The following is a 24,901-nucleotide window of genomic DNA, read 5'->3' on the forward strand; positions in this document are numbered from 1 at the left end:
ATCCCCGCTCACGTGGGGTAATCTTGAGCCAACTGACCGACAGGTCGGACATTTACCCAGACAGGACAACGCGTTATGTCATCGCTAAAAGAAGTTGCCCAACTGGCCAACGTGTCGCTGATGACCGTTTCCCGGGCGCTGAACAGCCCGCAGCGGCTGAAACCCGAGACGCTGGCCCGCGTTCAGGCCGCAATTAACGAACTGAACTACGTGCCGGACCTGTCGGCGAAGAAGATCCGCGGCGCGCGCAGCACCGCCAACACCATCGGCGTGCTGGCGCTGGATACGGTGACCACGCCGTTCTCGGTGGAGATGACCCTGTCGATTGAAGAGACCGCCCGCGCCCACGGCTGGAACAGCTTTGTGATTAATATGTTTTCCGACGACAGCCCGGAGACCATGGTCGATCTGCTGCTGTCGCACCGCCCCGCCGGCATTATTTACACCACTATGGGGCTGCGCCGGGTGCCGGTGCCGCCGCGGCTGCTGACCCTGCCCTGCGTGCTGGCCAACTGCGAGAGCCTGAATGATGCGGTAGCCAGCTATATTCCTGACGACGAGCAGGGCCAGTATCAGGGGGTGAAAGCCCTGCTGGCGGCGGGTTACCGGCGGCCGCTGTGCCTGCACCTGCCGTCCGGCCAGCCGGCGCCACCGCGCCGCCGCCGCGGGCTGGAACGCGCCTGCCGCGAAGCCGGCCTCGACCCGCTGACGCTGGATCACTGTGAAATGGCGCACGGCGACCAGCACTACCGCAGCATTCCGGCGATGGTCGAAGCACATATGCCGCAGGGCAAGCCGGACTTTGATTCGGTGGTCTGCGGTAACGACCGCATCGCGTTTATGGTTTATCAGGTGCTGCTGGCGAACGGCGTGCGCATCCCGCACGACGTCGGCGTGCTCGGCTATGACAATATGGTCGGCATTGGCGACCTGTTTCTGCCGCCGCTCTCCACCGTGCAGCTGCCGCACTATGAGATTGGCCGGTTAAGCGCACTGCATATCATTAACGGCGAAACGCACCGCGACACGGTCAGGGTGGAGAGCCCGTGGCTGGCGCGGGGATCGCTGTGAGCTGAAAGGGGCGACGGGGCAGTACCCTTGTGCCACGAAGCTGCCCGCCGCCTCAGGTGACCGACCGCCGGTAACAGGATCTATCGCCCTGCGGAAGCATGGATCCCCGCAGGGCATTCCCCTGCAATCCATCCATACGCAACCCGGCCGCAACTTAAGCCTGTGCTGCTCCGTCCTGTTCCAGCGACCGTAACAGGGCACGCAGCTGCGTATCCAGGCTGGTCAGCGTTTCGGCCGACAGGGCCGAGAGCAGCTGCCGTTCGTTGTCAACGTGCGCCTCCACCACCTGATTAATCAGCACCACCCCGGCGGGCGTCAGCTGCACCAGCATACTGCGCGCATCGTGCGGATTAGCCACGCGGATAATCAGCTCGCGGGTTTCCAGCCGCTTCAGCCGGTGCGTCATGGTGCCTGAAGTCACCATAAGCGTGGAGAACAATGCGGTCGGGCTCAGGCAGTAGGGCGCGCCGGCACGCCGCAGCGTCGCCAGCATATCGAACTCCCACATGGTCAGCTCATAGCGGTTAAAACAGGCTTCCAGACGCTGTTCCAGCAGCGCCGTACAGCGTTTGAGACGACCGATAGGCCCCATCGGGCTGGCGTCCAGGTCCGGGCGCTCGCGCCGCCACTGGGCAAGAATGGTATCGACCGCGTCGTGGGTTGGGTTAGTTTTCTCAGGCATATATCTTGACTTCAAGGTAATTAATCAACAGACTTATATTATCTTGAACTAAAGGTAATGTCATAACATGTCTGCAAATACCGCCCTGCGCCACTGGCGCGACGTTGTGTTAACCGCGCTGGCCCCGGCAATCTGGGGCTCTACCTATATCGTCTCCAGCGAGTTTCTGCCGCCGGACCGGCCCTTCACCGCGGCCCTGATCCGCGTACTGCCCGCCGGATTACTGCTGCTGCTGTTCGCCCGCCGGCTGCCGGCACGCGGCGAGTGGGGCCGTCTGCTGGTGCTCAGCGCGCTGAATATCGGCCTGTTTCAGGCGCTGCTGTTTGTTGCCGCTTTTCGCCTGCCCGGCGGGCTGGCGGCGGTGCTGGGCGCGACCCAGCCGTTGATCGTGATGCTGCTGGCCTGGGCGGTGGATCGCCTGGCACCCTCGCGTATCGCCTTCTGGGCCGCCATCGCCGGGGTGGCCGGAATGGCGGTACTGCTGCTGTCGCCGCAGACGGTGTTTGAGCCGGTGGGCATGGCGGCGGCGCTGCTCGGGGCTGTCTGTATGGCCTCCGGCGTCTGGCTGAGCCGCCGCTGGCGGCTGTCGCTGACGGTGCTGCCGCTGACCGGCTGGCAACTGGTGCTGGGTGGACTGATGCTGGCACCGGTGGCGTTGACGGTTGACGCGCCGCTGCCCGCCCTGACCCTGACAAACGTCCTCGCCTATGCCTGGATCTGCCTGGCCGGCGCGCTGCTTGCCTACGCGCTGTGGTTTCGCGGCGTGGCCCGCCTGCCGACGGCGGCGGTGGCCTCGCTCGGGTTGCTCAGCCCGCTGACCGCCGTGCTGCTCGGCTGGGCGTTTCTCGGGCAGTCGATAACCGGCACGGCGCTGATCGGGCTGATCGTGGTGCTGGCCAGCGTGTTCGCCGTGCAGGGGGCGATGGCGGGAAAGCGCAAAGAGAGGTAGGTCGGGCTCTCTGTGAGCAGCGCTGTGAAGACACCGTTACCGCCAGTATTGTGCGAAAGCCAGGTAACGATTTGTCCGCCCGTTGAATTTCATCAGTCAGCGTTTATCACCAGCGGCAGAGGATTTCCAAGCGGCTATCAAGTTGAGCATCAGCGGCAGAGAATTGAGAACCCGATTTCAGGACGGGTATCACACTGGTTTTTTATCAGGCTGGAAAAAGGATGCAGCAGGAGTAGGATGATTCTTATTACTGCGTTTTCAGGGTGAAAGCGTCGGCAGCTTTTTTCGGGATAAACCGCCGTTCAGCGTGAGGCTGGACGGCGGTGTTCAGATCTTAATTCAGTAAGCCAGTAAGGATGCGTTTATGAAAAATATCCTGCCATCGGTGCTGTTCTTATTACTTGTTTTCATTCTGATTTTCGCGCTGGTACGCAAAGTACACGGGCTGGATTAAGCCCCACTTCTTCGACAGATAGCCCTTCCGCTCTTATAACGTCGTGCTGCCATAAGCCGCAGACCAGTCCAGATCGAAGCGCTGCAGCGCGTTATCCACCGCCGGATCCTGCAGGAACAACTCGGCGACATCCGGATCGACGGTGATCGCCCGGCAGCCCGCCAGCATACAGTCCAGCACCTGGCGTGCGGTGCGGAAGCTGGCCGCCAGCACTTTCGCCTGCGGCGCGTGGAGATCGACAAGCTTTTGCAGCTCCTTCACCAGCACCACACCGTCACCGCCCTGCGCATCAATACGGTTAACGTAGGGGGCAATGTAGCTGGCCCCGGCCAGCGCGGCGTACAGTCCCTGCCCCGCGCCGTACACCGCGGTGCCCAGCGTAGGAATATTTTGCTGCGTCAGCGCCTTAATCACCACCAGTCCGTTGTGGGTTACCGGCACTTTTACCACCAGTGACGGTACCATTTCACGCAGCCGCAGCGCGTCGTCGATCATCGCCTGCGGCTCACGGGCCATCACCTGCGCAAACAGCCTGCCGTCCGCCGGCAGCAGCGATGCCAGCTCCTGCAGCACGTCGGCCAGCGGCCGTTTGCTGCGGGCAACGATGCTCGGATTGGTGGTGACGCCTTTGATCGGTAAGATCGGTGCCAGACGACGGACCGTGGCCACATCTGCGGTATCTAGATAAAACTCCATTACTGCCTCCGGAAAAACGCTGCGAATAAAATCAGGAAAGTTGAAACAGGCTGCGGAGAAGATAAATGAAACCTGAAAGCAAACAGGTGATGGCTGTCACAATTTCCCCTGGAAAACGAAAGGAGCAATGTGCACTATAACATTATGATAATTAACACATTGTTTTTATTAATCCCGCAGGAAGCACAAACAGGATCGCGCTGATTTAATCTGGCGATCTCTTTTGAAAGAAATGAAACAAGTTTCGAAAGCTCAGCCGCTGCTATGGCACGCGAAAGCCCCGAAGACAGCACGCTGACGTTGCGCATCGGATACTATCAGATATCCCTTCGAACCTGAGGGATCAGAACGGCGCGGCGCAGTGGATCGCCATCGGTTCACCGCTGAGCGGATGCACAAAGTTCAGCGCGCTGGCGTGCAGCATCAGCCGCCGGGTCTGCGCGGTGCCAGGCTGCAGCAGCCCGCCGTACAGATCGCAGCCGAGTATCGGATGCCCCAGCCACTGGCAGTGGATACGCAGCTGATGGGTGCGCCCGGTTTCCGGCGTCAGCCTTACGCGGGTCAGCAACAGCGGTTCCTCGCCTTCTGCTTCACGCCGTAGTCGTTCCAGTACCTGATAGCGCGAACGGGCCGGTTTGCCGCTGACCTCACAGATGCTCATCAGCGGAAACAGCGCCGGATCGCGGCCTATCGGCGCATCAATCACTCCCTCATCCTCCCTCAGATGGCCGAGCAGCAGCGCCTCATAACGCTTACTCACCGTACGCTGACTAAACTGCTGACACAGCGCGGCGTTGATGACCTTGTTTCTCGCCACCAGCATCAGCCCGGAGGTGCCGAAGTCGAGGCGGTGAACCAGCGCACAGCCGGGAAAGTCCTGCACCAGCCGGTAGTGCACCGAATCGAGGTTCTGCGGATTTTTGCCCGACAGGCTCAGCAGGCCGGAGGGCTTGTCGATCAGCAGCAGGTATTCATCCTGGTACAGGATGCGGATTTCATCGTGGCATACGGGAGCGATAAAGTGGTCGGTGATGGCGGACATTGTGCGGTTCTTAAGATAAGGGTGGGGAAAGATGATAACGGGAACAGGGTCAGCCTGGAAACAACGGGCAGCTTAAAGCCCATTTACAGGCTCTGCGGACACAAGACGCTGCGATCGTCGTCATTACAGGGGGACGATTCGCAGTGCTGAGTTCAGAGTGGAATTTTTATCGGGAAGTGCAGAAAAGTAAACTGCTGAATCAATCGTTACTTGCTGTCTTTCATGATTGATTTACAAAAAATACATTTGGCACCGTAAGGGTTTTGTTTTGTAATGTCGAGATGCGAGAAGCGGTACTGAATGCTGAAGCATGAGGGACATTTTAGCTTAAAATTTGTGATAGAAACCTTCTTATTTTGTTTAACGAACGATTCACGATAACAGCTTTCTCACTACAAATCTGTTTTATTTTGACCGATTAAGGAGATAATTATTCTGTCAGCAGCCAGTCAGCCTGACGCTTTTTTTTGTGGTGTGCGCTTACGGCGCGGATAAGAGGGCCTCATTGATTACAGCCATTTACATCATCTGCCCCATACCTGCATCACCGCTGGCAGAGGAGAACATGTGAATACCTCCTCCCTATAGGTTACTGAACGTGACTTCAACAACCGCGCAGGGAGATACCGCCATTTTTATCCGGTCAGGCAATCAACCTGCGTGCCGTGATTAAACGCTCAGACCAGTAGCTGTTATCCAGCGTGGAGATAATCACGCCTTCACTGGTAGAAGCGTGGATAAACTTCTTACCACCGATATAAATACCGACGTGTTTCTGCTTAGGTGAAAGCTGGAAAAATACCAGATCGCCGGCCCGCAGATCTTCACGTTTCGTTTTCACCCCTTGCTTGATCTGTTGCTCGGTGGTACGCGGCAGATGAGATGACGCTTTGCCGAAAAAGGACGAATGATAGATTTTCTGCACTCGCGCTGAACAGTCAATACCTTTCATCGTCGTACCGCCAAACCGGTACTTCACGCCACTCCAGCGGGAAAACTCAGAAGAAAGTTTTTTCTTTATTCCGGCATCACCGATAGATTTATTTGCTGATTTCTGAGCCATCATATTACTGTAGTCAGAGGCATACAGCGGAGCAGAGCTAAAAAGGGCGATAAGCAGCAGACCGCCGGTAGCAAAATTTCGGGCATTCATAAAAAAAACGATTCACTCTTTGGTTAATGTCCGGGCAAAATTTAACCATCAACCATTCTGGCGTCAAGAGAGGTGGAATCACGATATTATCGCTTACACGCTTCTGACAAACGGATGTCTTGCGTAAATCTTTACGTGTCATCATGGACGACATTGAAAGGAATGGCTTCTATTTCAGACACCTAAACGTAATAACAGACCGGATAATTTCCCACACCCTGTTATCATGACAGGTAACTCCCGCCCCTCAACAACCCATTGTTTTATAAGAAAATAAATAAAAGCATCATCCTGAAAACAGTGATGGCAGTAGAATGCACTTTGATAAAATCATGATAAATAAAATCAAAAAAACCACCACGTTCCAAACTTAGTTATTCTGACTGGTTTAAATCTGATTTCACGCATTTTGTCATCCATTGCCTACAAAGAAAAGAGAACCCTTCTTATTTAATCCGATTACCATTTACTTTTCTTTACTTACCAGGGGCAACCCATTTTCCTGTCAGATATATCGGGTGAGCCTGCCATTTTACTCACGCTGTCGTTGTAGGAAACAGCCTACGTTAACTGATGACGAGTCCGATAGGATTACTCTCAGTCATTGATAGAATCATCACCTTAAATTTACAACCTTTTTTTATTTATTACCCTCAAGAGAGAAAAATGAAAACCAAAAAGTATGCCTGGCAGCAGGTCATTTTGCACTGGCTGTCGGCTGTCGTTATTATCTGAGCGACAGTTACAGGTTTCTATGCGGCAATGTTTGAAACCACCCCTGAATTAAAAGATTGGATCGGTTTCTTTAACGTCTCCCTGACTACGGTATTTATCCCATTCTTTATTCTGCGGGTTTATTACCTGTTAAAATTAGGCAAGCCACACTAAGGTAAAAAAGACTTCGCCAGCCGTGCCGCCGACTGGGTGCATATGCTGCTCTACATCAATATTGCCGTGGTACTGATTACCGGCGTACTGATGATGGACAGGGATATTAACATCTTTAACCTGTTCTCCATCCCGCATCTGATTGAGAGCAAACTGATCACTGACCTGTTTTTCGTTACGCATATTATCTCGTGCACCACTCTGGCAGGCCTGGTGCTGCTGCATATCCTCGCGGTGGTGAAACATGAACTGTTTGGCAACCGCGTATTGCGCAGAATGAGCTGGTAAAAGAGTTAGCAGGGATACTGAATTGATCGGGGCCGGCGTTCTCCTGCGGAACATTTGCCCCATGGGCTTATGAGCATGTGTGGAGCTGCGGCGGTTGTACATTCACCCGGTGGCTTTTTTATTGCCAGAGCACGGAGTAAACCATGAACATCACCATCGATGACCGTTTCATTATAGAAAGCAGCACATTAACCGGGTCGCCCTGCAGGGTGAAAAGGCAATCAGCGAGGTTGCGGCATGAACTATGCAGATATTGCTGACGAGGCCAGCGCACGTGAACAGCAGATGGTAGAGGTGGCTCTGGCCAACCGGAAATTGCCGAGTATGGCATTCACCGGAGCCTGCTACTGGTGCGAAGAGAGCATTACAAAAGGTCATTATTGCGATGCTGACTGCCGCCATGATCATCAGGTGCATCAGTGGGCGCAGAGCCAGAGGGCGACTGGTGAATAACACCACAGCAGTAAAACGCCTTGCGTTCAGTAGCAAGGCGATGCCGCTCTGAATTCATCAGCAGCATCGCGGGGAAGCACTGGTCAGAGCACGATCGGATCAACACCCTTCTTTACGCTCACCTTGCCCCTGACCACCTGACGGAACATGCGCGCAAAATTGACTCGATTTTCAGGGTTGATGTCCCAAATTTGTCCCATGCAGGAAAATTGAAGGCTAAAGAAAAGGGGTAATTCGTTGAAACTTAATGGTACGCCCTACAGGATTCGAACCTGTGACCTACGGCTTAGAAGGCCGGTGCTCTATCCAACTGAGCTAAGGGCGCATGGTGAGTGCCCCGGATTATACGGCGCGGCGGTGCTGAGTCAACGATTTTGAGGGGTTAGCGCACCCGTTGCCGAAGTTATAGGCAATCGGTGCCATTCTCCGCCTGACAGCAGCGCCCGCTTCTGACAAAATAGAGGCAATCCCCGATTTAACTCAACACAGATGGATCCCCTCTCTGATGGTAGCAAAAATTATCGATGGTAAAACGATTGCGCAGCAGGTGCGGCAAGAGGTTGCGGAAAAAGTTCAGCAGCGTCTGGCGGCGGGCAAACGTGCTCCTGGCCTGGCCGTAGTGCTGGTGGGTGAGAACCCGGCTTCGCAGATTTACGTTGGCAGCAAGCGTCGCGCCTGCGAAGAGGTGGGCTTTATCTCCCGCTCTTACGATCTGCCCGCCACCACCAGTGAAGCGGAGTTGCTGGACCTGATCACCGGGCTGAACAACGACGGTGAAATCGACGGTATCCTGGTGCAGCTGCCGCTGCCGGCCGGGATCGACAACGTTAAGGTGCTGGAGCATATCTCACCGGCGAAAGACGTCGATGGTTTCCACCCGTACAACGTTGGCCGCCTGTGCCAGCGTGCGCCCACGCTGCGCCCGTGCACGCCGCGCGGCATCGTCACGCTGCTGGAGCGCTACAACATTGATACCTACGGCCTGAACGCCGTGGTGGTGGGCGCGTCCAATATCGTCGGCCGCCCGATGAGTATGGAGCTGCTGCTGGCCGGCTGCACCACCACCGTGACCCACCGCTTTACCAAAAATCTGCGTCACCATATCGAGCACGCCGATTTGCTGGTGGTGGCGGTCGGTAAGCCGAACTTTATTCCGGGCGAGTGGATCAAGCCGGGTGCGATCGTGATTGATGTCGGTATTAACCGTCTGGAGAGCGGCAAAGTGGTGGGTGACGTGGAGTTTGACGTTGCCAGCGAACGCGCTGCGTATATCACCCCGGTACCGGGCGGCGTCGGTCCGATGACCGTAGCAACCCTGATTGAAAACACCCTGCAGGCCTGCGAGAGCAGCGATGAAGGAGCAGCAGAATAATGGCAACTTTCTCTTTAGGTAAATTTCCCCACGTCGATCTCTGTGACCTGCTGAAGCTGGAAGGCTGGGTGGAGAGCGGCGCAATGGCGAAAAATATGATCGCCGATGGCTATGTGACGGTGGACGGCGCGGTGGAAACCCGCAAGCGCTGCAAAATCGTCGCCGGTCAGACCGTAGAGTTCGACGGCCAGCGCGTTAGCGTCACGGCCTGATCCTCTTCGCAGAGCCTGCCCGTCAGGCTCTGCGGTATACTCAGCCGCTGGGCATTACGCTGGCTGAGTGACCACTACTCCGCTGTTCAGAACGCAGGTATCTGCCTCCGCACCATCGTCTTCGTCCACTCTCTGGCACGACCTGCCTGTATCCACTGCCTGGAATTCGCATCCCGCATCCAACGCCTATTCTGCTCTGCTCTGCTCTGCTCTGCTCTGCTCTGCTCTGCTCTGCTCTGCTCTGCTCTGCTCTGCTCTGCTCTGCTCTGCTCTGCCAGCCTTTCCATGCTTTTTCTGTGCCTTCTTGTCGCGCAGTGCGCTGAATGTTCACCGAGTGCGCGTTTTTTTGACCCGTTTTTACTGTGCTGACTACTATCGCGCCATCTGCCGGATTTTCATCTTTTCCTGGCCAGCCTCCGGGGCAGCGCGCAGGGAAATTATCATAAGGTAAGGAGCCACTATGTCATCGCATGAAGGAAACTGGGGAGATTTGCTGTCGGGGAAAAACGCCGCGTGTTCGGTGGTGCTCTCCGGCGGGGTGGCGCTGCACGCCATTAATATCTATATCGCTACCACCGTCCTGCCGTCGGTGGTGCAGGAGATTGGCGGGCTGAATCTGTATGCCTGGAACACCACGCTGTTTGTGATTGCTTCCATTCTCGGTTCGGCGCTGACCAGCCCCACGCTGAGCCGCACCGGCGCGCGCGGAACCTACGCCGTTGCCATCCTCTTTTTCCTCTGCGGCAGCCTGCTCTGCGCGCTGGCACCGGGCATGCCGGTGATGCTGCTGGGGCGCGCCGTGCAGGGGCTGGGCGGCGGTTTTCTGTTTGCGCTGGGCTACTGCATGATTAATGAGGTGTTTGAGCAGCGGCTGTGGCCGCGCGCCTTTGCGCTGATCTCCGGCATGTGGGGCGTGGCCACGCTGGTCGGCCCGGCTATCGGCGGGATCTTCGCTGATATGCACGCGTGGCGGCTGGCATTCGGCTTTATCGTACCGGTGACGCTGGCTTACGCCTGGCTGGTGCTACGCACCCTGCCCGCCGGTCGCGGCAACCGGGCTGCCGCCGCACCGCTGCCGCTGGCACAGCTGCTGCTGCTGACCGCTGCCGTGCTGGCGATCGGCCTCGGCAGCACCGATCCGCGCCTTAGCGTTAATCTCGCCAGCGTGGCCGTCGCTGCCGTACTGCTAGTGATGCTGGTGCGCCGCGAGCGCAACGGTAAGTACCGAATGCTGCCGCGCAACGCGCTGCGCCGGGGCTCGCCGCTGCTGCCGCTCTACCTGACCATCGGTCTGCTGGTGGTGGGTATGACCAGTGAGACCTTTGTGCCTTACTTCCTGCAGCTGCTGCACGGCCAGTCGCCGCTGCTGTCGGGCTATCTGGCAGCGCTGATGGCGGCCGGCTGGACGCTGGCGGAGATCTGGAGCTCTGGCTGGCAGGGTAAGCGCATCAGGCTGGCGATTGTAGCCGGTCCGCTGCTGGTGCTGGCGGGTATGACCGCCCTGACGCTGGCGCTGCCGGTGAACGGCAACGGCGCGCCGGGGCTGCTGGTGGTGATTTCACTTGCGCTGCTGCTGGTCGGTTTCGGTATCGGACTGGGCTGGCCGCATCTGCTGACCCGGGTGTTGCAGGTGACGCCGGAAGAGGAGCAGGACGCTGCCGCCACCTCGATCACCACCGTGCAGCTGGTGGCTACCGCGCTGGGGGCTGCGCTGGCCGGTATGCTGGCCAATCAGGGCGGGCTGAACGCGCCGGGCGGCATTGCCGGGGCGCAGAGCGCCGCGTATGTGCTGTTCGGCGTGCTGGCGCTGGCACCGCTGCTGGCGGTGTTCAGCGCCGGACGATCGGCGAAGGGGCTACAGAACACGGGAGCGACAGAAAAATGAGTTCAGCCAGGGGGCCTTATCAGAGGATTGACTCTCTCTGATAGCACTCATGGTATGAGCCGGGATGTTGGCAGTCTGAACCAGCGGAAGACAGGTAACGTTTTCGCCTGCCTGCCGCTGCACGCTAGTCGCTCTTTTCAGCAGCCACCTGCGTCGCCCCATTCACCTGCTCCAGCCGGTAGTGGGTGACGTCGGTGTGGCGGGCGATCAGTTCCGCCAGCAGCGGCGAGTGGCTGGTTACCCACAGCTGGCTGTAGCGGCTGGCTTCGGCGATCAGCTGCGCCAGCGCCGGCAGCAGGTCCGGGTGCAGGCTGTTTTCGGGTTCGTTCAGCGCCATAAACGCCGGCGGACGCGGGCTGAGCAGCGCCACCACCAGGCAGAGAAAGCGCAGCGTGCCGTCGGAGAGTTCGGCGGCCTCCAGCGGGCGCAGGATGCCCTGGCGGTGCATCAGCATCTGGAAACGGCCGCTGTTCGCCTCCACGCTGAACTCACTCTCCGGGAAGGCCTGGCCGAGAATGCTGAACAGCAGCTCGCTATGGCCGCGCTCGCGAATAGTTTCAAAAGCGGCGGCGAGGTTGCTGCCGTCATGGGCGAGGATCGGCGAGCGGATGCCCACCTGCGGCGCGCGCAGCGGTGATCCCGGCCAGATGGCAAATTCGTGGTAGAAGCGCCAGCCGCGCAGGGTTTCCCGCACCCGCGACACTTCGGGATAGAGGTGCGGCTCCGACAGCTGGCCGAACACCGACTCTTCGGCGTGCAGCGAAGCCGGATAGGCCACCCGCTCGCCGTCGACGTTGTTGAGAAAAGCGACCTGGTTACGCCGATCCAGCAGCCGCGATGAGGGGCGGCGGCGCTGGCCGCTCAGCCACAGCTGCTCGGTTTTCACCAGCGGATCGAGGTTAAACAGGCTGACCAGCGGCTCCGGGTAACCGATCTCCAGCTGGTAGTCGTAATCTTCCATCTCCGCCGCGAGCACCATGCGCTTCAGTTCGCTGTTGCGTTCGCCGCGCCGCGCGCCGCCCGCCCACATCGCTTTCTGGATCCCGCCCTCTTCGGCCAGCGCCGGCGACAGCCGTTCACAGGCCGCCTCATGCAGCAGCCGTACCGCTTTATACAGGTTGGATTTGCCGCAGCCGTTCGGCCCGGTGATGACGTTAAGCTGGCCGAGCCGCAGTTCCAGCTGGCGGATAGAACGGAAGTTGGTGATGGCGATCTGTCTGATCAACGTGAGATCCTCAGGGTATTAAAGGGGATCACAGGCAGGAAAGGGGCGGTGCCCGCTCCCGCGTACTCAGAGTGCCGACGGGTGGGTTGTCAGCGGCAGTGTGATGCTGCCGCCCGCAACATATGGCTCTGCTGCGGGCGGTAGCGACTCTTCGGCTGCCCTGATGTGGCCAGGCCGAAGACCGCACGGGAACCGCGAGCTGCTTTTCCCGTGCCGCTGGTTACTTACGACGCCAGCTGGTGCCCGCCGGGCCGTCTTCCAGAATAATGCCCAGCGCGTTCAGCTGGTCGCGCGCCACGTCCGCCTGCGCCCAGTCCTTCGCCTGACGCGCGTCGAAACGCATCTTGATCAGCGCTTCAATCTGCGCCACCTCTTCGTCGTTGATGTTCACGCCGCTCTGCAGGAACTGCTCCGGGTCCTGCGCCAGCAGGCCGAGCACCGCCGCCAGCTGGCGCAGGCGCGCCGCCAGGCCGTTGGCCGCCGCCGCGTCTTCGCCCTTCAGGCGGTTCACTTCACGCGCCAGGTCGAACAGCGCCGAGTAGGCCACCGGGGTGTTGAAGTCATCGTCCATCGCCTCACGGAAGCGCGCTTCAAACTCATCGCCGCCCGCCGGTTCTGCCGCAGGATCGGTATTACGCAGCGCGTTGTACAGGCGCTCCAGCGCCGAACGCGCCTGGTTCAGGTTATCTTCGCCGTAGTTGAGCTGGCTGCGGTAGTGGCCGGACATCAGGAAGTAACGCACGGTTTCCGCGTCATAGTGCGCCAGCACGTCGCGCACGGTGAAGAAGTTGTTCAGCGATTTGGACATCTTCTCGCGGTCGATCATCACCATGCCGGAGTGCATCCAGTAGTTGACGTACGGGCCGTCGTGGGCGCAGGTCGACTGCGCCACTTCGTTCTCGTGGTGCGGGAACATCAGGTCCGAGCCGCCGCCGTGGATATCAAAGTGCGCGCCCAGCTGTTTGCAGTTCATCGCCGAGCACTCGATATGCCAGCCCGGACGGCCGTTGCCCCACGGCGATTCCCAGAAGGGTTCGTTCTCTTTCGACATTTTCCACAGCACGAAGTCCATCGGGTTGCGCTTGACGTCGGCCACTTCCGCCACGCGGGCGCCGGCCTGCAGCTGCTCCAGATCCTGGCGCGACAGCGAGCCGTAGTTGGGATCGCTGTCTGTCGAGAACATCACGTCGCCGTTGCTGGCCACGTAGGCGTGTTCGCGGGCGATCAGCGTCTGCACCAGCTCAATGATTTCAGCGATATGGCGGGTGGCGCGCGGCTCCAGGTCCGGCGGCAGGATATTCAGCGCCGCGAAGTCGGTGTGCATCTCCGCGATCATGCGGTTGGTCAGCTGCTCGATGGTTTCACCGTTCTCGTTGGCACGTTTGATGATCTTGTCATCAATATCGGTGATGTTGCGCACGTACTTCAGCGAGTAGCCAAGGTAACGCAGGTAGCGTGACACCACGTCAAACGCGACAAAGGTCCTGCCGTGTCCAATGTGACAGAGGTCATAAACGGTAATGCCGCACACGTACATGCCGACCTGGCCAGCATGGATAGGTTTAAATTCCTCTTTTTGACGACTCAGGGTGTTGTAAATCTTTAGCATTGAGACATTCCGTTTTAGGCGTGTGCGGGTTAACGATAAAAAAGGTGAATCCGGTATTCTGACGTATTTTTTAGCGAAGCGCCACGCAAAGCACCGCTACAGACACTGGCGATATGCAGCAGGGCTGACTCACCATCACATTTTGTGATATAAGAGCCGTCTGTCGCACGCGGGAAGCGTTTGCCTGACCGTTTCGTGCGCCAATCGTTAAAAACTCCAACCCTGACAGGATGAGAATATGGTCACTTTCCAGACTAACCATGGTGACATCGTCATCAAGACTTTCGACGATAAAGCCCCTGCAACCGTTAAGAACTTCCTGGAATACTGCCGCGAAGGTTTCTACGACAACACCATTTTCCACCGTGTGATCAACGGGTTTATGATTCAGGGCGGCGGCTTTGAGCCGGGCATGAAGCAGAAAGACACCAAAGAAGAGATCCGTAACGAAGCCAGCAACGGCCTGAAGAACACCAAAGGCACCCTGGCGATGGCGCGTACTCAGGCTCCTCACTCGGCCACCGCACAGTTCTTCATCAACGTTGCCGACAACGACTTCCTGAACTTCCGTGACGAAAGCCTGCAGGGCTGGGGTTACTGCGTGTTCGCTGAAGTGGTTGAAGGTATGGATGTGGTTGAGAAAATCAAAGCCGTCTCTACCGGCCGCAGCGGCATGCACCAGGACGTGCCGAAAGACGACGTGATCGTTCAGAAAGTCACCGTCAGCGAATAATGTCGCACACGCTGTTTATCGCAGATATCCATCTGTGTACTGAAGAACCGGCAATCACTGCCGGTTTTCTGCATTTTTTACGCCGTGAAGCACAGCACGCCGACGCGCTGTATATTCTCGGCGATCTTTTTGAAGCCTGGATCGGCGACGACGATCCGAATCCGCTGCACGCGGAGGTGGCCCGCGCCCTGCGCCAGCTGACCATTCCCTGCTACTTTATTCACGGCAACCGCGACTTCCTGCTCGGTAAACGCTTTGCGGCGGCCAGCGGTATGCGGCTGCTGCCGGAAGAACAGGTGCTGGAGCTGTACGGTAAGCGGGTGCTGATTATGCACGGCGATACGCTCTGCACCGACGATGAAGGCTACCAGCGGTTTCGCCGCAAGGTGCATAACCCGTGGGTACAGCGGCTGTTCCTCGCCCTGCCGCTGTTTGTGCGCCAGCGTATTGCGCGCAAAATGCGGGCCGGCAGTAAAGCGGCTAACAGCGGCAAAGACATAGCTATTATGGACGTCAATCCGCAGGCGGTGGCTGAAGCCATGCATCGCCGGAACGTGCCTTACCTGATCCACGGCCACACTCATCGCCCGGCGGTGCATCAGCTTGAGATCGACGGCCATCCCGCCGAACGGCTGGTGCTGGGAGCCTGGCACGAGCAGGGGTCGATGATTAAAGTGAGTGCAGACGACATCGCGCTGATCGCTTTTCCCTTCTGAGCAGCCCCTCTGCTGACAGGATAGCCGCACCAGGCAGACGATTCGCGATCGCCTTTGCGACGCCAGGCAGTTTGCCTCACCGTTGATATGCCATGGCAGGCGATTTTCGATCGCCGTGGCTTCTGCGCTCAGACCGTCCGCAGATCGCCTTCCCGCCCTGAACAGGCGGCTTACCGGTTGCTCTTCCAGCTGAAAAGACTGACCGTTCCTCCCAGCGCCATTATCGGCCCCGTCCCGATAAAGTTGCCGCTGAACGGCGGTCACTTTGCGCTACGCAACCGTTTTCCTTCGCCATCAGTCATGGTATTCTCTCTGCCCTTCCCACCCGGTCAGCCGCTGTTTCGGCTCTCCCGGTGACGTTTTACATTCACAGGAGTTTACCCGCATGTCATCCAACGCCGCTCCGGCCCGCATTGCTATCGTTATGGGTTCCAAAAGTGACTGGGCTACTATGCAGTTCACCGCGGATATCCTCACTGAACTGGCCGTGCCGTTCCACTGCGAAGTCGTTTCCGCGCACCGCACGCCGGATAAGCTGTTCAGCTTTGCCGAAACGGCGGCGGAAAACGGCTATCAGGTGATTATTGCGGGCGCGGGCGGCGCGGCGCACCTGCCGGGCATGCTGGCGGCAAAAACGCTGGTGCCGGTGCTGGGCGTGCCGGTGCAGAGCGCGGCGCTGAGCGGCGTCGACAGCCTCTACTCCATCGTGCAGATGCCGCGCGGTATTCCGGTGGGTACGCTGGCGATCGGCAAAGCGGGCGCGGCCAACGCGGCCCTGCTGGCGGCGCAGATCCTGGCGCTGCACGACGCTGAGCTGGCGGCCCGCATGGCGGCCTGGCGTCAGGCGCAGACCGATGAGGTGCTGAACAACCCGGATCCGCAGGTGCAGGCATGAAACCGGTCTGCGTATTAGGAAACGGCCAGCTGGGCCGTATGCTGCGCCAGGCCGGTGAGCCGCTGGGCATCGCCGTGTATCCGGTGGGTCTGGACGCCGATCCGGCCGCGCTGCCGATCGCTTCCAGCGTGATCACCGCCGAGATCGAACGCTGGCCGGAAACCGCGCTGACCCGCGAGCTGGCCAGCCATAGCGCCTTTGTGAACCGCGATATTTTCCCGCGGCTGGCCGACCGCCTGACGCAGAAGCAGCTGCTGGATAAGCTGGGCCTGGCGACCGCACCGTGGCAGCTGCTGTCCGATGCCGATCAGTGGGCGCAGGTGTTCACCACCCTCGGCGAGCTGGCGATCGTTAAGCGCCGCACCGGCGGCTACGACGGCCGCGGCCAGTGGCGGCTGCGCGCGGCGGATACCGCCACCCTGCCCGCCGAGTGCTACGGCGAGTGCATCGTGGAGCGCGGGATTAACTTCTCCGGTGAAGTGTCGCTGGTGGGCGCACGCGGCCACGACGGTAAAACGGTGTTCTATCCGCTGACCCATAACCTGCATCAGGACGGCATTCTGCGCACCAGCGTAATGCTGCCGGATGTGGATGCGGCGCACCAGCAGCAGGCTGAGAAGATGCTGTCGGCGATCATGAACGAGCTCAGCTACGTCGGCGTGATGGCGATGGAGTGCTTTGTGGTGCCGGAAGGCCTGCTGATCAACGAGCTGGCACCGCGCGTGCACAACAGCGGCCACTGGACGCAGAACGGCGCGTCGATCGGTCAGTTCGAGCTGCACCTGCGGGCGATCCTTGGCCTGCCGCTGCCGCAGCCGGTGGCCAATACGCCGGCGGTGATGGTTAACCTGATCGGCACCGACGTAAACCGGGACTGGCTGAACCAGCCGCTGGTGCATCTGCACTGGTACGAGAAAGAGGTGCGCCCGGGCCGTAAGGTCGGCCACCTTAACCTGGCCGATCGCAGCCCGGCCGCGCTGGCCGACGCGCTGAACGCGCTGGTGCCGATGCTGCCGGAAGAGTACGCCAGCGGCATTGCGTGGGCGGTGGAGAAGCTGGGGTAAATCCGGCCACCGTTCTGCTTAACAAAAAAACACCGCCACGGCGGTGTTTTTTTATAGTGAACAGGCTATTGCGGGTAAAACTGGCTGTCCGTCAGCTGCTCATAGTCCCACGGGCAGTCGGCCGGAAAGGTCTGCGCTTCCAGGCCCGTCTCTCTTGATGCAGAGAGGATAGCATCCCCGTAGGCATCTGCCATCAGCTCCCCCAGTTCATTTTTAAGACTCGGGTTACGGCTGAGGCGACGCACAATCTTGCGTCTTTGTTCCGCAATAGTTAGCTGCCAGCTACGGCTGCGATGAGAAGGCTGATACTGCCACTTCAGCAGATGCTGAAACAGCACTTCCAGGCGTGATTCCAGTTCACGTCGCTCACTGTTACCCATGCTCTCAATTTCCTCAAGCAGGTTCCGTGTGTCCAGCAAGTGCAGGTTACCCGAACGCAGCAAACCCGCCTGCTCCTGAGTCCAGCCATAAAAGTCGCTGTCATAACGTGTAGTCATTGTCGTCTCCGTTACATTGCAGCTAAACCGATTAGGGCAGTTTGTCAGAGAAGCCTCCCAACGTCAAAAGCCTCCTCATCCCGCATAATACCCGCGAAACAGCGCCTTGCCCTTCAGCAGCCGTACGCCGAGCCAGCCGCCGCACAGCGACAGCAGCAGCGCGCCGCTGAGCGGCAGCACCAGCCACAGCGTCCAGTCCGGCTGCCACGGGAAGTCGAACACCTTACGCTGCAGGCCCCACAGCGCCGCTTCCGCGCCGATGGCGGCGGCCACGCCGGAGACCACGCCGAGCAGCGCAAACTCGCACCACAGCGTGCCGCGCAGCAGCTTCTTACCGGCACCGAGCGTGCGGTAGACCACCAGCTCCTGACGACGCTGGCGCATGCCGACCTGGATCTGCGCCAGCAGCAGCAGCACGCCGCAGGCGGTGACCAGAATCACCATAACTTCCAGCGCCTGGCTGACCTGCGCCAGCACCTGACCAATCTGCTTCAGAATAGTGCCGATATCCAGCAGGCTGAGGGTCGGGAACGCGCGGTTAAGCTGCACCAGCGTGGCATCGTTGCCCTCCATGCGGAAGCTGGTCAGCCAGCTCTGCGGCTGCCCGTCCAGCGCGCCCGGCGGGAAGATAAAGAAGAAGTTCGGTTTCAGGCTCTCCCAGTCGACCTTACGCATGCTGGTGATCTTCGCGCTGAACGGCTGGGTATCGCCGGTGAACGTCACCGTATCACCCAGTTTCACCCCCAGCCGTCCGGCCAGCTCCTGCTCAATCGACACTTCACCCGCTTTCGGCGGCCACTGGCCGGCGGTGAGCGGGTTGTGATCCGGTAAATACTGCTGCCAGGTGAGGTTCAGCTCGCGGTTCAGCGATTCGTCCTTCTCCGGGTCAGCCTGCTGACCGTTGATGCCGGTCAGGCGCACCCGCGCCACCGGATAAAACGTTTCCGGTGTCACCTGATGCTGTTCAAGGAAGGTTTTCACCTGCGGCACCTGCTCCGTTGTGATGTTCAGCAGGAAGTAGTTCGGGCTGCCCGGCGGCAGCTGCTGCTGCCAGCGATCCAGCAGATCGCCGCGCATTACCAGCAGCAGCGCCAGCAGCATAAACGACAGCGAGAACGCCGCCAGCTGGCTGAGGGTGGTCCACGGCTGGCGCAAGAGGCGGTTTACCGCCAGGCGGAAGGCGAGGTTACGCACGGTCAGGCGACGCAGCAGCAGCAGTCCGCCCCAGCCAATCGCCCCCAGCAGCAGCGACAGCAGCACGATGCCCGCCACCAGCGCCCACAGCAGTTTACTGCCGCCGACCAGCAGCGCCAGCAGGCAGATCACCACCAGCGCCATTACCGGCAGGTAGAACTTCAGCGGCCACAGGTTAGCCACCGTATCGCGCCGCAGCACGCGCAGCGGCTGGGTAGCCAGCAGCAGGCGGTAGGGGCGCAGCCCCACCAGCAGCGAAATCACAAACAGTGAGCCGACCGCCCACAGCCACGGCCAGGCGCTGGCGGCGGGCAGTTCCCCCGGCAGCACCGGACGCAGCATCCGCAGCAGCACCGCTTCAAACCCCAGCCCGATGGCGCTGCCGGTGACGGCCGCCAGCAGCAGCACCGACAGCCACTGGCCGACGATCAGCTTACGCAGCGCCCGGCGGTTGGCGCCGAGCGTTTTCAGCACCGCCACCAGGTCGTAGCGGCTGCGGCAGTAATGGTTCATCGCTACCGTTACCGCGGCAATCGCCAGCATCAGCGTCAGCAGCGCCGACAACAGCAGGAACTGCTGGGCACGCTGCATCGATTTACCCAGCGCATCCTCCGAGTTCTCAACGCTGATCCAGCGCTGATCCGGGGTCAGACGGCTGGCGATCCAGCTGTCGTAACGCGCCAGCTGGTCGGGATTGCCGGCAAATTTGTAACGCCAGGTGACGCGGCTGCCGGGCTGGATTGCTCCGGTCTTCTCCACGTCGGCGAGGTTCATCAGCAGGCGCGGCGCGGTCTGGAACGGGTTAAAGCCGGCGTCCGGCTCCTGAATCACCTCGCCGCTGATGCGCAGCGTGGTATCCCCCACGTCGAGCTCATCTCCCGCCTTACGCCCCAGCAGCGCCAGCAGGCGCGGCGCGGCCAGCACCGTGCCCGCCGCCGGTTTCAGCCCGGCTGGCTGCGTGTCCAGCGTGCCAAACATCGGGTAGGCGTCGTCCACCGCCTTGACCGAGGCCAGCTGTGGCGTGTCGCCGGCGAAGGTCATGGTCATAAAGGTGAGCTGTCGCGCCACCTGCAGGCCGTCATCACGCGCCTGCTGCAGCCATGCGTCCGGTACCGGCTTCGCGGTCTGCAGGGTGCGATCGCCGGCCATAAAGTCGCGGCTCTGCTGCGTCAGCCCCTTCTCCATGCGGTCGCTGAGCGAGCCGAGCGCCAGCACGCAGGCCACCGCCAGGGTCAGCGCCAGCCAGACGATCAGCAGCGAGGGGGATTTCCACTCGCGCCAGAACCAGCGCCAGATCATGCTTCCTCCCACAGCTTGCCGTCGCGCAGCCGCAGGCGGCGGTCGCAGCGCGCCGCCAGCTGCTCGTCGTGGGTCACAAGGATCAGCGTGGTGGCGAAGTCGCGGTTCATGGAGAACAGCAGGTCGGCGATGCGATCGCCGGTTTTACGATCGAGGTTGCCGGTGGGCTCATCGGCAAACAGCAGCGCCGGGCGGCCGTTAAAGGCGCGGGCCAGCGCCACGCGTTGCTGCTCACCACCGGAGAGCTGCGCTGGCAGGTGGGTTAAGCGCTCACCAAGCCCCAGCTGGGCCAGCAGCGCCGCCGCCTGTTCGCGGCTCTGGCGATCGTTGTCGCCGCGCAGCAGGGCCGGTAGTTGCACGTTTTCGACGGCGTTGAGGGTGGGTACCAGCATAAACGACTGGAAGACAAAACCGACGTTCTGCGCGCGCAGCCCGGCCCGCTGCTCCTCATCCATCTGGTGCAGCGGCTGGCCCAGCAGGTGCACCTCGCCTTCGCTGCCGTCGTCCAGCCCGGCAATAATTCCCAGCAGGGTCGACTTGCCGGAGCCGGACTCGCCGATCAGGGCAATCGTTTCTGCCGGTTTGACAACCAGCTCAACTCCGGTAAGGATGGAAAGCTGATGCTCACCCGAACCGACGGACTTACTAAGACGATGAACTTCAAGAATGTTTTCCGCTGGCATTACCCTGTCCTGTTGTTAATAACGCTGATGTCGCTGCGTGCGACGGCAGCAGATACCCTGCTGGTGCTCGGTGACAGCCTGAGCGCCGGTTACCGGATGTCGGCCAGTGCCGCATGGCCGGCGCTGCTCAATGATAAGTGGCAAAAATCCCCTGCCGTGGTTAACGGTAGCATAAGTGGCGACACCGCGGCGCAGGGCCTGTCGCGCCTGCCCGCGCTGCTGAAGCAGCACCAGCCGCGCTGGGTGCTGATTGAACTCGGTGGCAACGATGGCCTGCGCGGCTTTCCGCCGCAGCAGCTGAAACAGACGCTGGACCAGGTAATTAGCCAGGTCAAAGCGGCGAAAGCCGAGCCGCTGCTGATGCAGGTGCGCCTGCCCGCCAACTACGGCCGCCGCTACACCGAGTCCTTTGCGGCGATTTACCCTGAGCTGGCGCAGCACTATTCGATTCCGCTGGTGCCGTTTTTTATGGAGCAGGTCTATCTGAAACCGGAATGGATGCAGGATGACGGTATCCACCCGGCCCCTGCCGCGCAGCCGTTTATCGCCGATCTGCTGGCGAAGCAACTGACCCCCTTAGTTAACCATGAGTGAACCGGCAGTGAGCCGACGGGCAGGTAAAGAAATGCAAAAATTCGTCGTAATTACCGGCAGTTCCAGCGGAATCGGTCTGGCGGCTGCCAATGACCTGCTGCGCCGTGGCTATCATGTCATCGCCGCGTGCCGTAAACCGCAGGATGTGGAACGGATGGCTGAGCTGGGCTTTAGCGGTGTGCAGCTGGATCTGGATGATGAGCAGAGCGTGGCGCGGGCTGCCGCAGAGATCCTGACGCTGTGCGACGGGCAGCTGTACGGGCTGTTTAACAACGGCGGCTTTGGTATTTACGGGCCATTGCAGCTGATTACCCGCCAGCAGCTGGAGCAGCAGTTCTCCACCAACCTGTTTGGCACCCACCAGCTGACCACCCTGCTGTTGCCCGCGCTGATCGCCAGCGGCGACGGGCGCATTATCAATACCAGCTCGGTGCTCGGACTGGTTTCCACCCCCGGTCGCGGTGCCTATGCGGCCAGTAAATACGCGCTGGAAGCCTGGTCCGATGCGTTGCGCATGGAGCTGCACGGCAGCGGCGTACGCGTCAGCCTGATCGAACCGGGGCCGATCGCCAGCCGTTTTACCGATAACGTCAGCCAGGCCGAGCAGGATAAGCCGGTGAAAAATCCCGGCATCGCCGCACGCTTTACCCTGCCGCCGGAGGCGGTGCTGCCTAAGCTGCGCCATGCGCTGGAGAGCCGCCGTCCGCGGCTGCGTTATCCGGTGACGCTGGTCGCACATCTGATGAGCGTGCTGAAACGCTTTCTACCGGGCCGGATACTGGATCGTATTTTACGCCAGAAATAGCCGGCAGGGCTTGAAGCTGACGCCGCTGCCCCAATACAGTGAGAAACTCACGTGAAAAAGAGACGAATTCATGTCACCACAAGCTGTCATTGTTGATATTAACGAAACCAACCTGCACGCCACGCTGGAACAGTCGATGCAGGTACCGGTGCTGTTTTACTGCTGGTCTGCCCGCAGCCAGCATTGTCAGCAGCTGACCCCGCTCCTTGACCGCCTGGCGCAGGAGTATGCCGGGCAGTTTATTCTGGCAAAACTGGACTGCGACGCCGAACCGGCGGTCGCCCAGCAGTTTGGCCTGCGCTCGATCCCGACCGTCTATCTGTTCCAGAACGGTCAGCCGGTCGATGGCTTCCAGGGGCCACAGCCGGAAGAGGCAGTCCGTGCCCTGCTGGAAAAAGTGTTGCCGAAGGAAGAGGAGCTGAAAGCACAGCAGGCGATGCAGCTGATGGACGAAGGCAAGCTGATTGAGGCACTGCCGCTGCTGAAAGATGCCTGGCAGCTGAGCAAGCAGCGCAGCGATATCGGCTTCCTGCTGGCGGAAGTGCTGATTGGCCTGAACCGCAGCGACGAGGCCGAAGCGGTGCTGAAGGTGGTGCCGCTGCAGGATCAGGATACCCGCTATCAGGGGCTGGTGGCGCAGATCGACCTGCTGAAGCAGGCAGCGGACAGCCCGGAAATCCAGCAGCTTCAGCAGCAGCATGAAGCCGATCCGGACAACGCGGCGCTGGCCACCCAGCTGGCAATCCAGCTGCAGCAGGTGGGCCGCAACGAAGAGGCGCTGGAGCTGCTGTTCAGCTACCTGAAGAAAGATCTTGGCGCTGCCGACGGCCAGGCACGTAAAACCCTGCAGGAGATCCTCGCGGCGCTGGGCACCGGCGACGCGCTGGCGGCTAAATATCGTCGTCAGCTCTATTCGCTGCTGTACTAAAATTAACTATCGCCCCTGTCCGCTCAGTTGGCCGCCGGCCGCGTGAGCGGGCCCTTGCTCTCCCATATAACAATCCGGAGGTTGTATGCTGGCTGTCATTCCTGTCATTGTCGTCCTGGCGCTTATTCTGGTCTGGTCGGGCATCAAGATCGTACCGCAGGGCTATCAGTGGACGGTGGAGCGCTTTGGCCGCTATACCACGACGCTGCAGCCGGGCCTGAACCTGGTGGTGCCGTTTATGGACCGCGTCGGCCGCAAAATTAATATGATGGAGCAGGTAGTCGATATCCCTTCCCAAGAGATCATCTCCAAGGATAACGCCAGCGTCACCATCGATGCGGTGTGCTTTATTCAGGTGGTCGACCCGGCGCGTGCCGCCTATGAGGTCAGCAATCTGCAGCTGGCGATCATCAACCTGACCATGACCAACATGCGTACCGTACTCGGCTCTATGGAGCTGGACGAGATGCTGTCGCAGCGCGACAACATCAATACCCGCCTGCTGCACATCGTCGATGAAGCGACCAATCCGTGGGGGGTGAAGATCACCCGTATTGAGATCCGCGACGTGCGGCCGCCGGCCGAGCTGATCGCCTCAATGAACGCGCAGATGAAGGCCGAACGCACCAAGCGCGCCGATATTCTGGAAGCGGAAGGGGTGCGCCAGGCGGCGATTCTGCGTGCAGAGGGCGAGAAGCAGTCGCAGATCCTTAAGGCGGAGGGTGAACGTCAGTCGGCGTTTCTGGCCGCTGAGGCGCGCGAGCGCGGGGCAGAAGCGGAAGCGCGGGCGACGAAAATGGTCTCTGAGGCGATTGCCGCCGGCGATATTCAGGCAATTAACTACTTTGTGGCGCAGAAGTACACCGATGCGCTGCAGCAGATCGGCTCGGCCAGCAACAGCAAGGTGGTGATGATGCCGCTGGAGGCCAGCAGCCTGATGGGCTCGATTGCCGGCATCAGCGAACTGCTGGGCGACAGCAAGCGCGAGCGTAACAAGGGATGATTGGTGAGCTGCTCTCTCACCCCTGGTGGCTGTGGCTGACGCTGGGCGGACTGCTGCTGGCCGCCGAGATGCTCGGCACCAGCGGCTACCTGCTGTGGAGCGGCGTGGCGGCGGTGCTGGTCGGGCTGCTGGTGTGGCTGGTACCGCTGGCGTGGGAGTGGCAGGGGCTGAGTTTTGCCGTCCTTACCGTGCTGGCGGCGCTGTGGTGGCACCGCTGGCTGAAGCACCGCGACCGCCGTCACCCCCCTTCCCAGCTTAACCAGCGCGGCCAGCAGCTGATTGGCCGCCAGCTGACGCTGGACGCACCGCTGGTGAACGGCTTCGGCCACGTGCGCGTCGGCGATGGCAACTGGCGGGTGCAGGCGGATGAGGATCTGCCTGCCGGTAGCCTGGTGACCGTGGTGGCGGTGGAAGGGATTACGCTGCGTATCGTTCGCAGCCAGCCATAACCTTCTTCCGCCCCCCTGCCAGGCAGCATGTGCAGCCTCAGACACGCTGGCACCCCTGCCAG

Annotated in this window: 25 protein-coding genes, 1 tRNA gene and 1 pseudogene; 17 read left to right on the forward strand and 10 right to left on the reverse strand. The window is 60.2% G+C overall.

Features of this window, described 5'->3' with window-relative positions; genetic code table 11:
- Positions 1-75 precede the first annotated feature (75 nt).
- Positions 76-1,071: a LacI family DNA-binding transcriptional regulator gene (locus GKQ23_RS18175; protein ID WP_212409084.1), complete on the forward strand. Its 996-nt coding sequence runs from the start codon at positions 76-78 to the stop codon at positions 1,069-1,071.
- A gap of 154 nt (positions 1,072-1,225) precedes the next feature.
- Here the strand turns inward: GKQ23_RS18175 and GKQ23_RS18180 are convergent, their stop codons facing one another.
- Entirely contained in the window at positions 1,226-1,753 is a 528-nt protein-coding gene (locus tag GKQ23_RS18180) for a MarR family winged helix-turn-helix transcriptional regulator (RefSeq protein WP_212409085.1), read from the reverse strand.
- A gap of 67 nt (positions 1,754-1,820) precedes the next feature.
- On the opposite strand from GKQ23_RS18180, the gene GKQ23_RS18185 reads away from it, so the two are divergent.
- Entirely contained in the window at positions 1,821-2,702 is an 882-nt protein-coding gene (locus GKQ23_RS18185) for an EamA family transporter (RefSeq protein ID WP_212409086.1), read from the forward strand.
- Positions 2,703-3,189: 487 nt separating this feature from the next.
- Here the strand turns inward: GKQ23_RS18185 and fsa are convergent, their stop codons facing one another.
- The 3 genes from fsa to GKQ23_RS18200 all read right to left on the reverse strand — a co-directional run bounded on the left by fsa (position 3,190) and on the right by GKQ23_RS18200 (position 6,047).
- Complete coding sequence (gene fsa, locus GKQ23_RS18190) at positions 3,190-3,852, reverse strand: fructose-6-phosphate aldolase (protein ID WP_212409087.1); 663 nt, start codon at positions 3,850-3,852, stop codon at positions 3,190-3,192.
- Positions 3,853-4,195: 343 nt separating this feature from the next.
- Positions 4,196-4,894 (reverse strand): RluA family pseudouridine synthase, encoded by a 699-nt coding sequence (locus tag GKQ23_RS18195; protein WP_212409088.1) that lies wholly within the window; start codon positions 4,892-4,894, stop codon positions 4,196-4,198.
- A 643-nt stretch (positions 4,895-5,537) separates the two neighbouring features.
- Positions 5,538-6,047, reverse strand: coding sequence for an NlpC/P60 family protein (locus GKQ23_RS18200; protein ID WP_249168427.1), 510 nt, complete (start codon positions 6,045-6,047; stop codon positions 5,538-5,540).
- Positions 6,048-6,977: 930 nt separating this feature from the next.
- Between GKQ23_RS18200 and GKQ23_RS23965 the strand changes: the two genes are divergently transcribed.
- From GKQ23_RS23965 to GKQ23_RS24215, 3 genes and pseudogenes are all read left to right on the forward strand, one after another.
- Positions 6,978-7,223: a cytochrome b gene (locus GKQ23_RS23965; protein WP_249168428.1), complete on the forward strand. Its 246-nt coding sequence runs from the start codon at positions 6,978-6,980 to the stop codon at positions 7,221-7,223.
- Positions 7,224-7,460: 237 nt separating this feature from the next.
- Positions 7,461-7,676 (forward strand): hypothetical protein, encoded by a 216-nt coding sequence (locus GKQ23_RS18210; RefSeq protein WP_212409089.1) that lies wholly within the window; start codon positions 7,461-7,463, stop codon positions 7,674-7,676.
- Positions 7,677-7,789: 113 nt separating this feature from the next.
- A pseudogene (locus GKQ23_RS24215) lies at positions 7,790-7,909 on the forward strand (hypothetical protein); the annotation flags it as partial.
- Between the two features lie 15 nt (positions 7,910-7,924).
- Here the strand turns inward: GKQ23_RS24215 and GKQ23_RS18215 are convergent.
- Positions 7,925-8,001: transfer RNA gene (locus GKQ23_RS18215), tRNA-Arg, on the reverse strand.
- 180 nt (positions 8,002-8,181) lie between these two features.
- On the opposite strand from GKQ23_RS18215, the gene folD reads away from it, so the two are divergent.
- The 3 genes from folD (at position 8,182) to GKQ23_RS18230 (ending at position 11,145) form a co-directional block, all read left to right on the forward strand.
- Positions 8,182-9,048, forward strand: a complete 867-nt coding sequence (gene folD, locus GKQ23_RS18220) for a bifunctional methylenetetrahydrofolate dehydrogenase/methenyltetrahydrofolate cyclohydrolase FolD (RefSeq protein ID WP_056240298.1) — start codon at positions 8,182-8,184, stop codon at positions 9,046-9,048.
- Positions 9,048-9,260, forward strand: coding sequence for a ribosome-associated protein YbcJ (ybcJ, locus tag GKQ23_RS18225; RefSeq protein ID WP_056240300.1), 213 nt, complete (start codon positions 9,048-9,050; stop codon positions 9,258-9,260). Before folD ends, ybcJ begins: the two co-directional genes overlap by 1 nt.
- Before the next feature lie 460 nt (positions 9,261-9,720).
- On the forward strand, positions 9,721-11,145 hold the full coding sequence (locus GKQ23_RS18230; RefSeq protein ID WP_212409090.1) for an MFS transporter: 1,425 nt from the start codon (positions 9,721-9,723) through the stop codon (positions 11,143-11,145).
- Positions 11,146-11,269: 124 nt separating this feature from the next.
- Here GKQ23_RS18230 and GKQ23_RS18235 read toward each other — a convergent pair whose 3' ends face one another.
- Together GKQ23_RS18235 and cysS are read right to left on the reverse strand one after the other, a co-directional pair.
- The gene (locus GKQ23_RS18235; protein ID WP_212409091.1) at positions 11,270-12,370 is read right to left on the reverse strand and encodes an AAA family ATPase; all 1,101 of its coding nucleotides are present in this window, start codon (positions 12,368-12,370) and stop codon (positions 11,270-11,272) included.
- Positions 12,371-12,590: 220 nt separating this feature from the next.
- Positions 12,591-13,979, reverse strand: a complete 1,389-nt coding sequence (gene cysS, locus GKQ23_RS18240) for a cysteine--tRNA ligase (protein ID WP_056240308.1) — start codon at positions 13,977-13,979, stop codon at positions 12,591-12,593.
- Between the two features lie 238 nt (positions 13,980-14,217).
- Here cysS and ppiB point away from each other — a divergent pair, with 238 nt between their 5' ends.
- The 4 genes from ppiB to purK all read left to right on the forward strand — a co-directional run bounded on the left by ppiB (position 14,218) and on the right by purK (position 17,387).
- A complete protein-coding gene (ppiB, locus tag GKQ23_RS18245) occupies positions 14,218-14,712 on the forward strand; it encodes a peptidylprolyl isomerase B (protein WP_056240310.1) in 495 nt (164 codons plus the stop codon).
- Positions 14,712-15,428 carry a UDP-2,3-diacylglucosamine diphosphatase gene (lpxH, locus tag GKQ23_RS18250; protein WP_212409092.1) on the forward strand — a complete coding sequence of 239 codons (717 nt, stop codon included), beginning with the start codon at positions 14,712-14,714 and terminating at the stop codon, positions 15,426-15,428. The genes ppiB and lpxH overlap by 1 nt, the downstream gene beginning before the upstream one ends.
- A 385-nt stretch (positions 15,429-15,813) precedes the next feature.
- Positions 15,814-16,323, forward strand: coding sequence for a 5-(carboxyamino)imidazole ribonucleotide mutase (gene purE / locus GKQ23_RS18255; protein WP_056240316.1), 510 nt, complete (start codon positions 15,814-15,816; stop codon positions 16,321-16,323).
- Positions 16,320-17,387, forward strand: coding sequence for a 5-(carboxyamino)imidazole ribonucleotide synthase (purK, locus tag GKQ23_RS18260; RefSeq protein WP_212409093.1), 1,068 nt, complete (start codon positions 16,320-16,322; stop codon positions 17,385-17,387). Before purE ends, purK begins: the two co-directional genes overlap by 4 nt.
- A gap of 65 nt (positions 17,388-17,452) precedes the next feature.
- On the opposite strand, the gene GKQ23_RS18265 is transcribed toward purK, so the two are convergent.
- The 3 genes from GKQ23_RS18265 to ybbA all read right to left on the reverse strand — a co-directional run bounded on the left by GKQ23_RS18265 (position 17,453) and on the right by ybbA (position 21,060).
- Entirely contained in the window at positions 17,453-17,884 is a 432-nt protein-coding gene (locus tag GKQ23_RS18265) for a DUF29 domain-containing protein (protein WP_212409094.1), read from the reverse strand.
- 75 nt (positions 17,885-17,959) lie between these two features.
- A complete protein-coding gene (gene ybbP, locus GKQ23_RS18270; protein WP_212409095.1) occupies positions 17,960-20,377 on the reverse strand; it encodes a putative ABC transporter permease subunit YbbP in 2,418 nt (805 codons plus the stop codon).
- Positions 20,374-21,060, reverse strand: a complete 687-nt coding sequence (gene ybbA, locus GKQ23_RS18275; protein ID WP_212409096.1) for a putative ABC transporter ATP-binding protein YbbA — start codon at positions 21,058-21,060, stop codon at positions 20,374-20,376. Before ybbA ends, ybbP begins: the two co-directional genes overlap by 4 nt.
- Here ybbA and tesA point away from each other — a divergent pair.
- The 5 genes from tesA to GKQ23_RS18300 all read left to right on the forward strand — a co-directional run bounded on the left by tesA (position 21,031) and on the right by GKQ23_RS18300 (position 24,839).
- Entirely contained in the window at positions 21,031-21,654 is a 624-nt protein-coding gene (gene tesA / locus GKQ23_RS18280; RefSeq protein ID WP_212409097.1) for a multifunctional acyl-CoA thioesterase I/protease I/lysophospholipase L1, read from the forward strand. The two genes, ybbA and tesA, sit on opposite strands and share 30 nt — an antisense overlap.
- Before the next feature lie 31 nt (positions 21,655-21,685).
- A complete protein-coding gene (locus GKQ23_RS18285; RefSeq protein WP_212409098.1) occupies positions 21,686-22,459 on the forward strand; it encodes an SDR family oxidoreductase in 774 nt (257 codons plus the stop codon).
- 70 nt (positions 22,460-22,529) lie between these two features.
- Positions 22,530-23,387 (forward strand): co-chaperone YbbN, encoded by an 858-nt coding sequence (locus GKQ23_RS18290; protein WP_056240330.1) that lies wholly within the window; start codon positions 22,530-22,532, stop codon positions 23,385-23,387.
- Positions 23,388-23,472: 85 nt separating this feature from the next.
- Positions 23,473-24,390: an SPFH domain-containing protein gene (locus tag GKQ23_RS18295; protein WP_056240333.1), complete on the forward strand. Its 918-nt coding sequence runs from the start codon at positions 23,473-23,475 to the stop codon at positions 24,388-24,390.
- On the forward strand, positions 24,387-24,839 hold the full coding sequence (locus tag GKQ23_RS18300; protein WP_212409099.1) for an NfeD family protein: 453 nt from the start codon (positions 24,387-24,389) through the stop codon (positions 24,837-24,839). Before GKQ23_RS18295 ends, GKQ23_RS18300 begins: the two co-directional genes overlap by 4 nt.
- Positions 24,840-24,901 lie beyond the last annotated feature (62 nt).

It is taken from the genome of Erwinia sp. E602 (genome assembly GCF_018141005.1).
GTDB lineage: Bacteria > Pseudomonadota > Gammaproteobacteria > Enterobacterales > Enterobacteriaceae > Erwinia.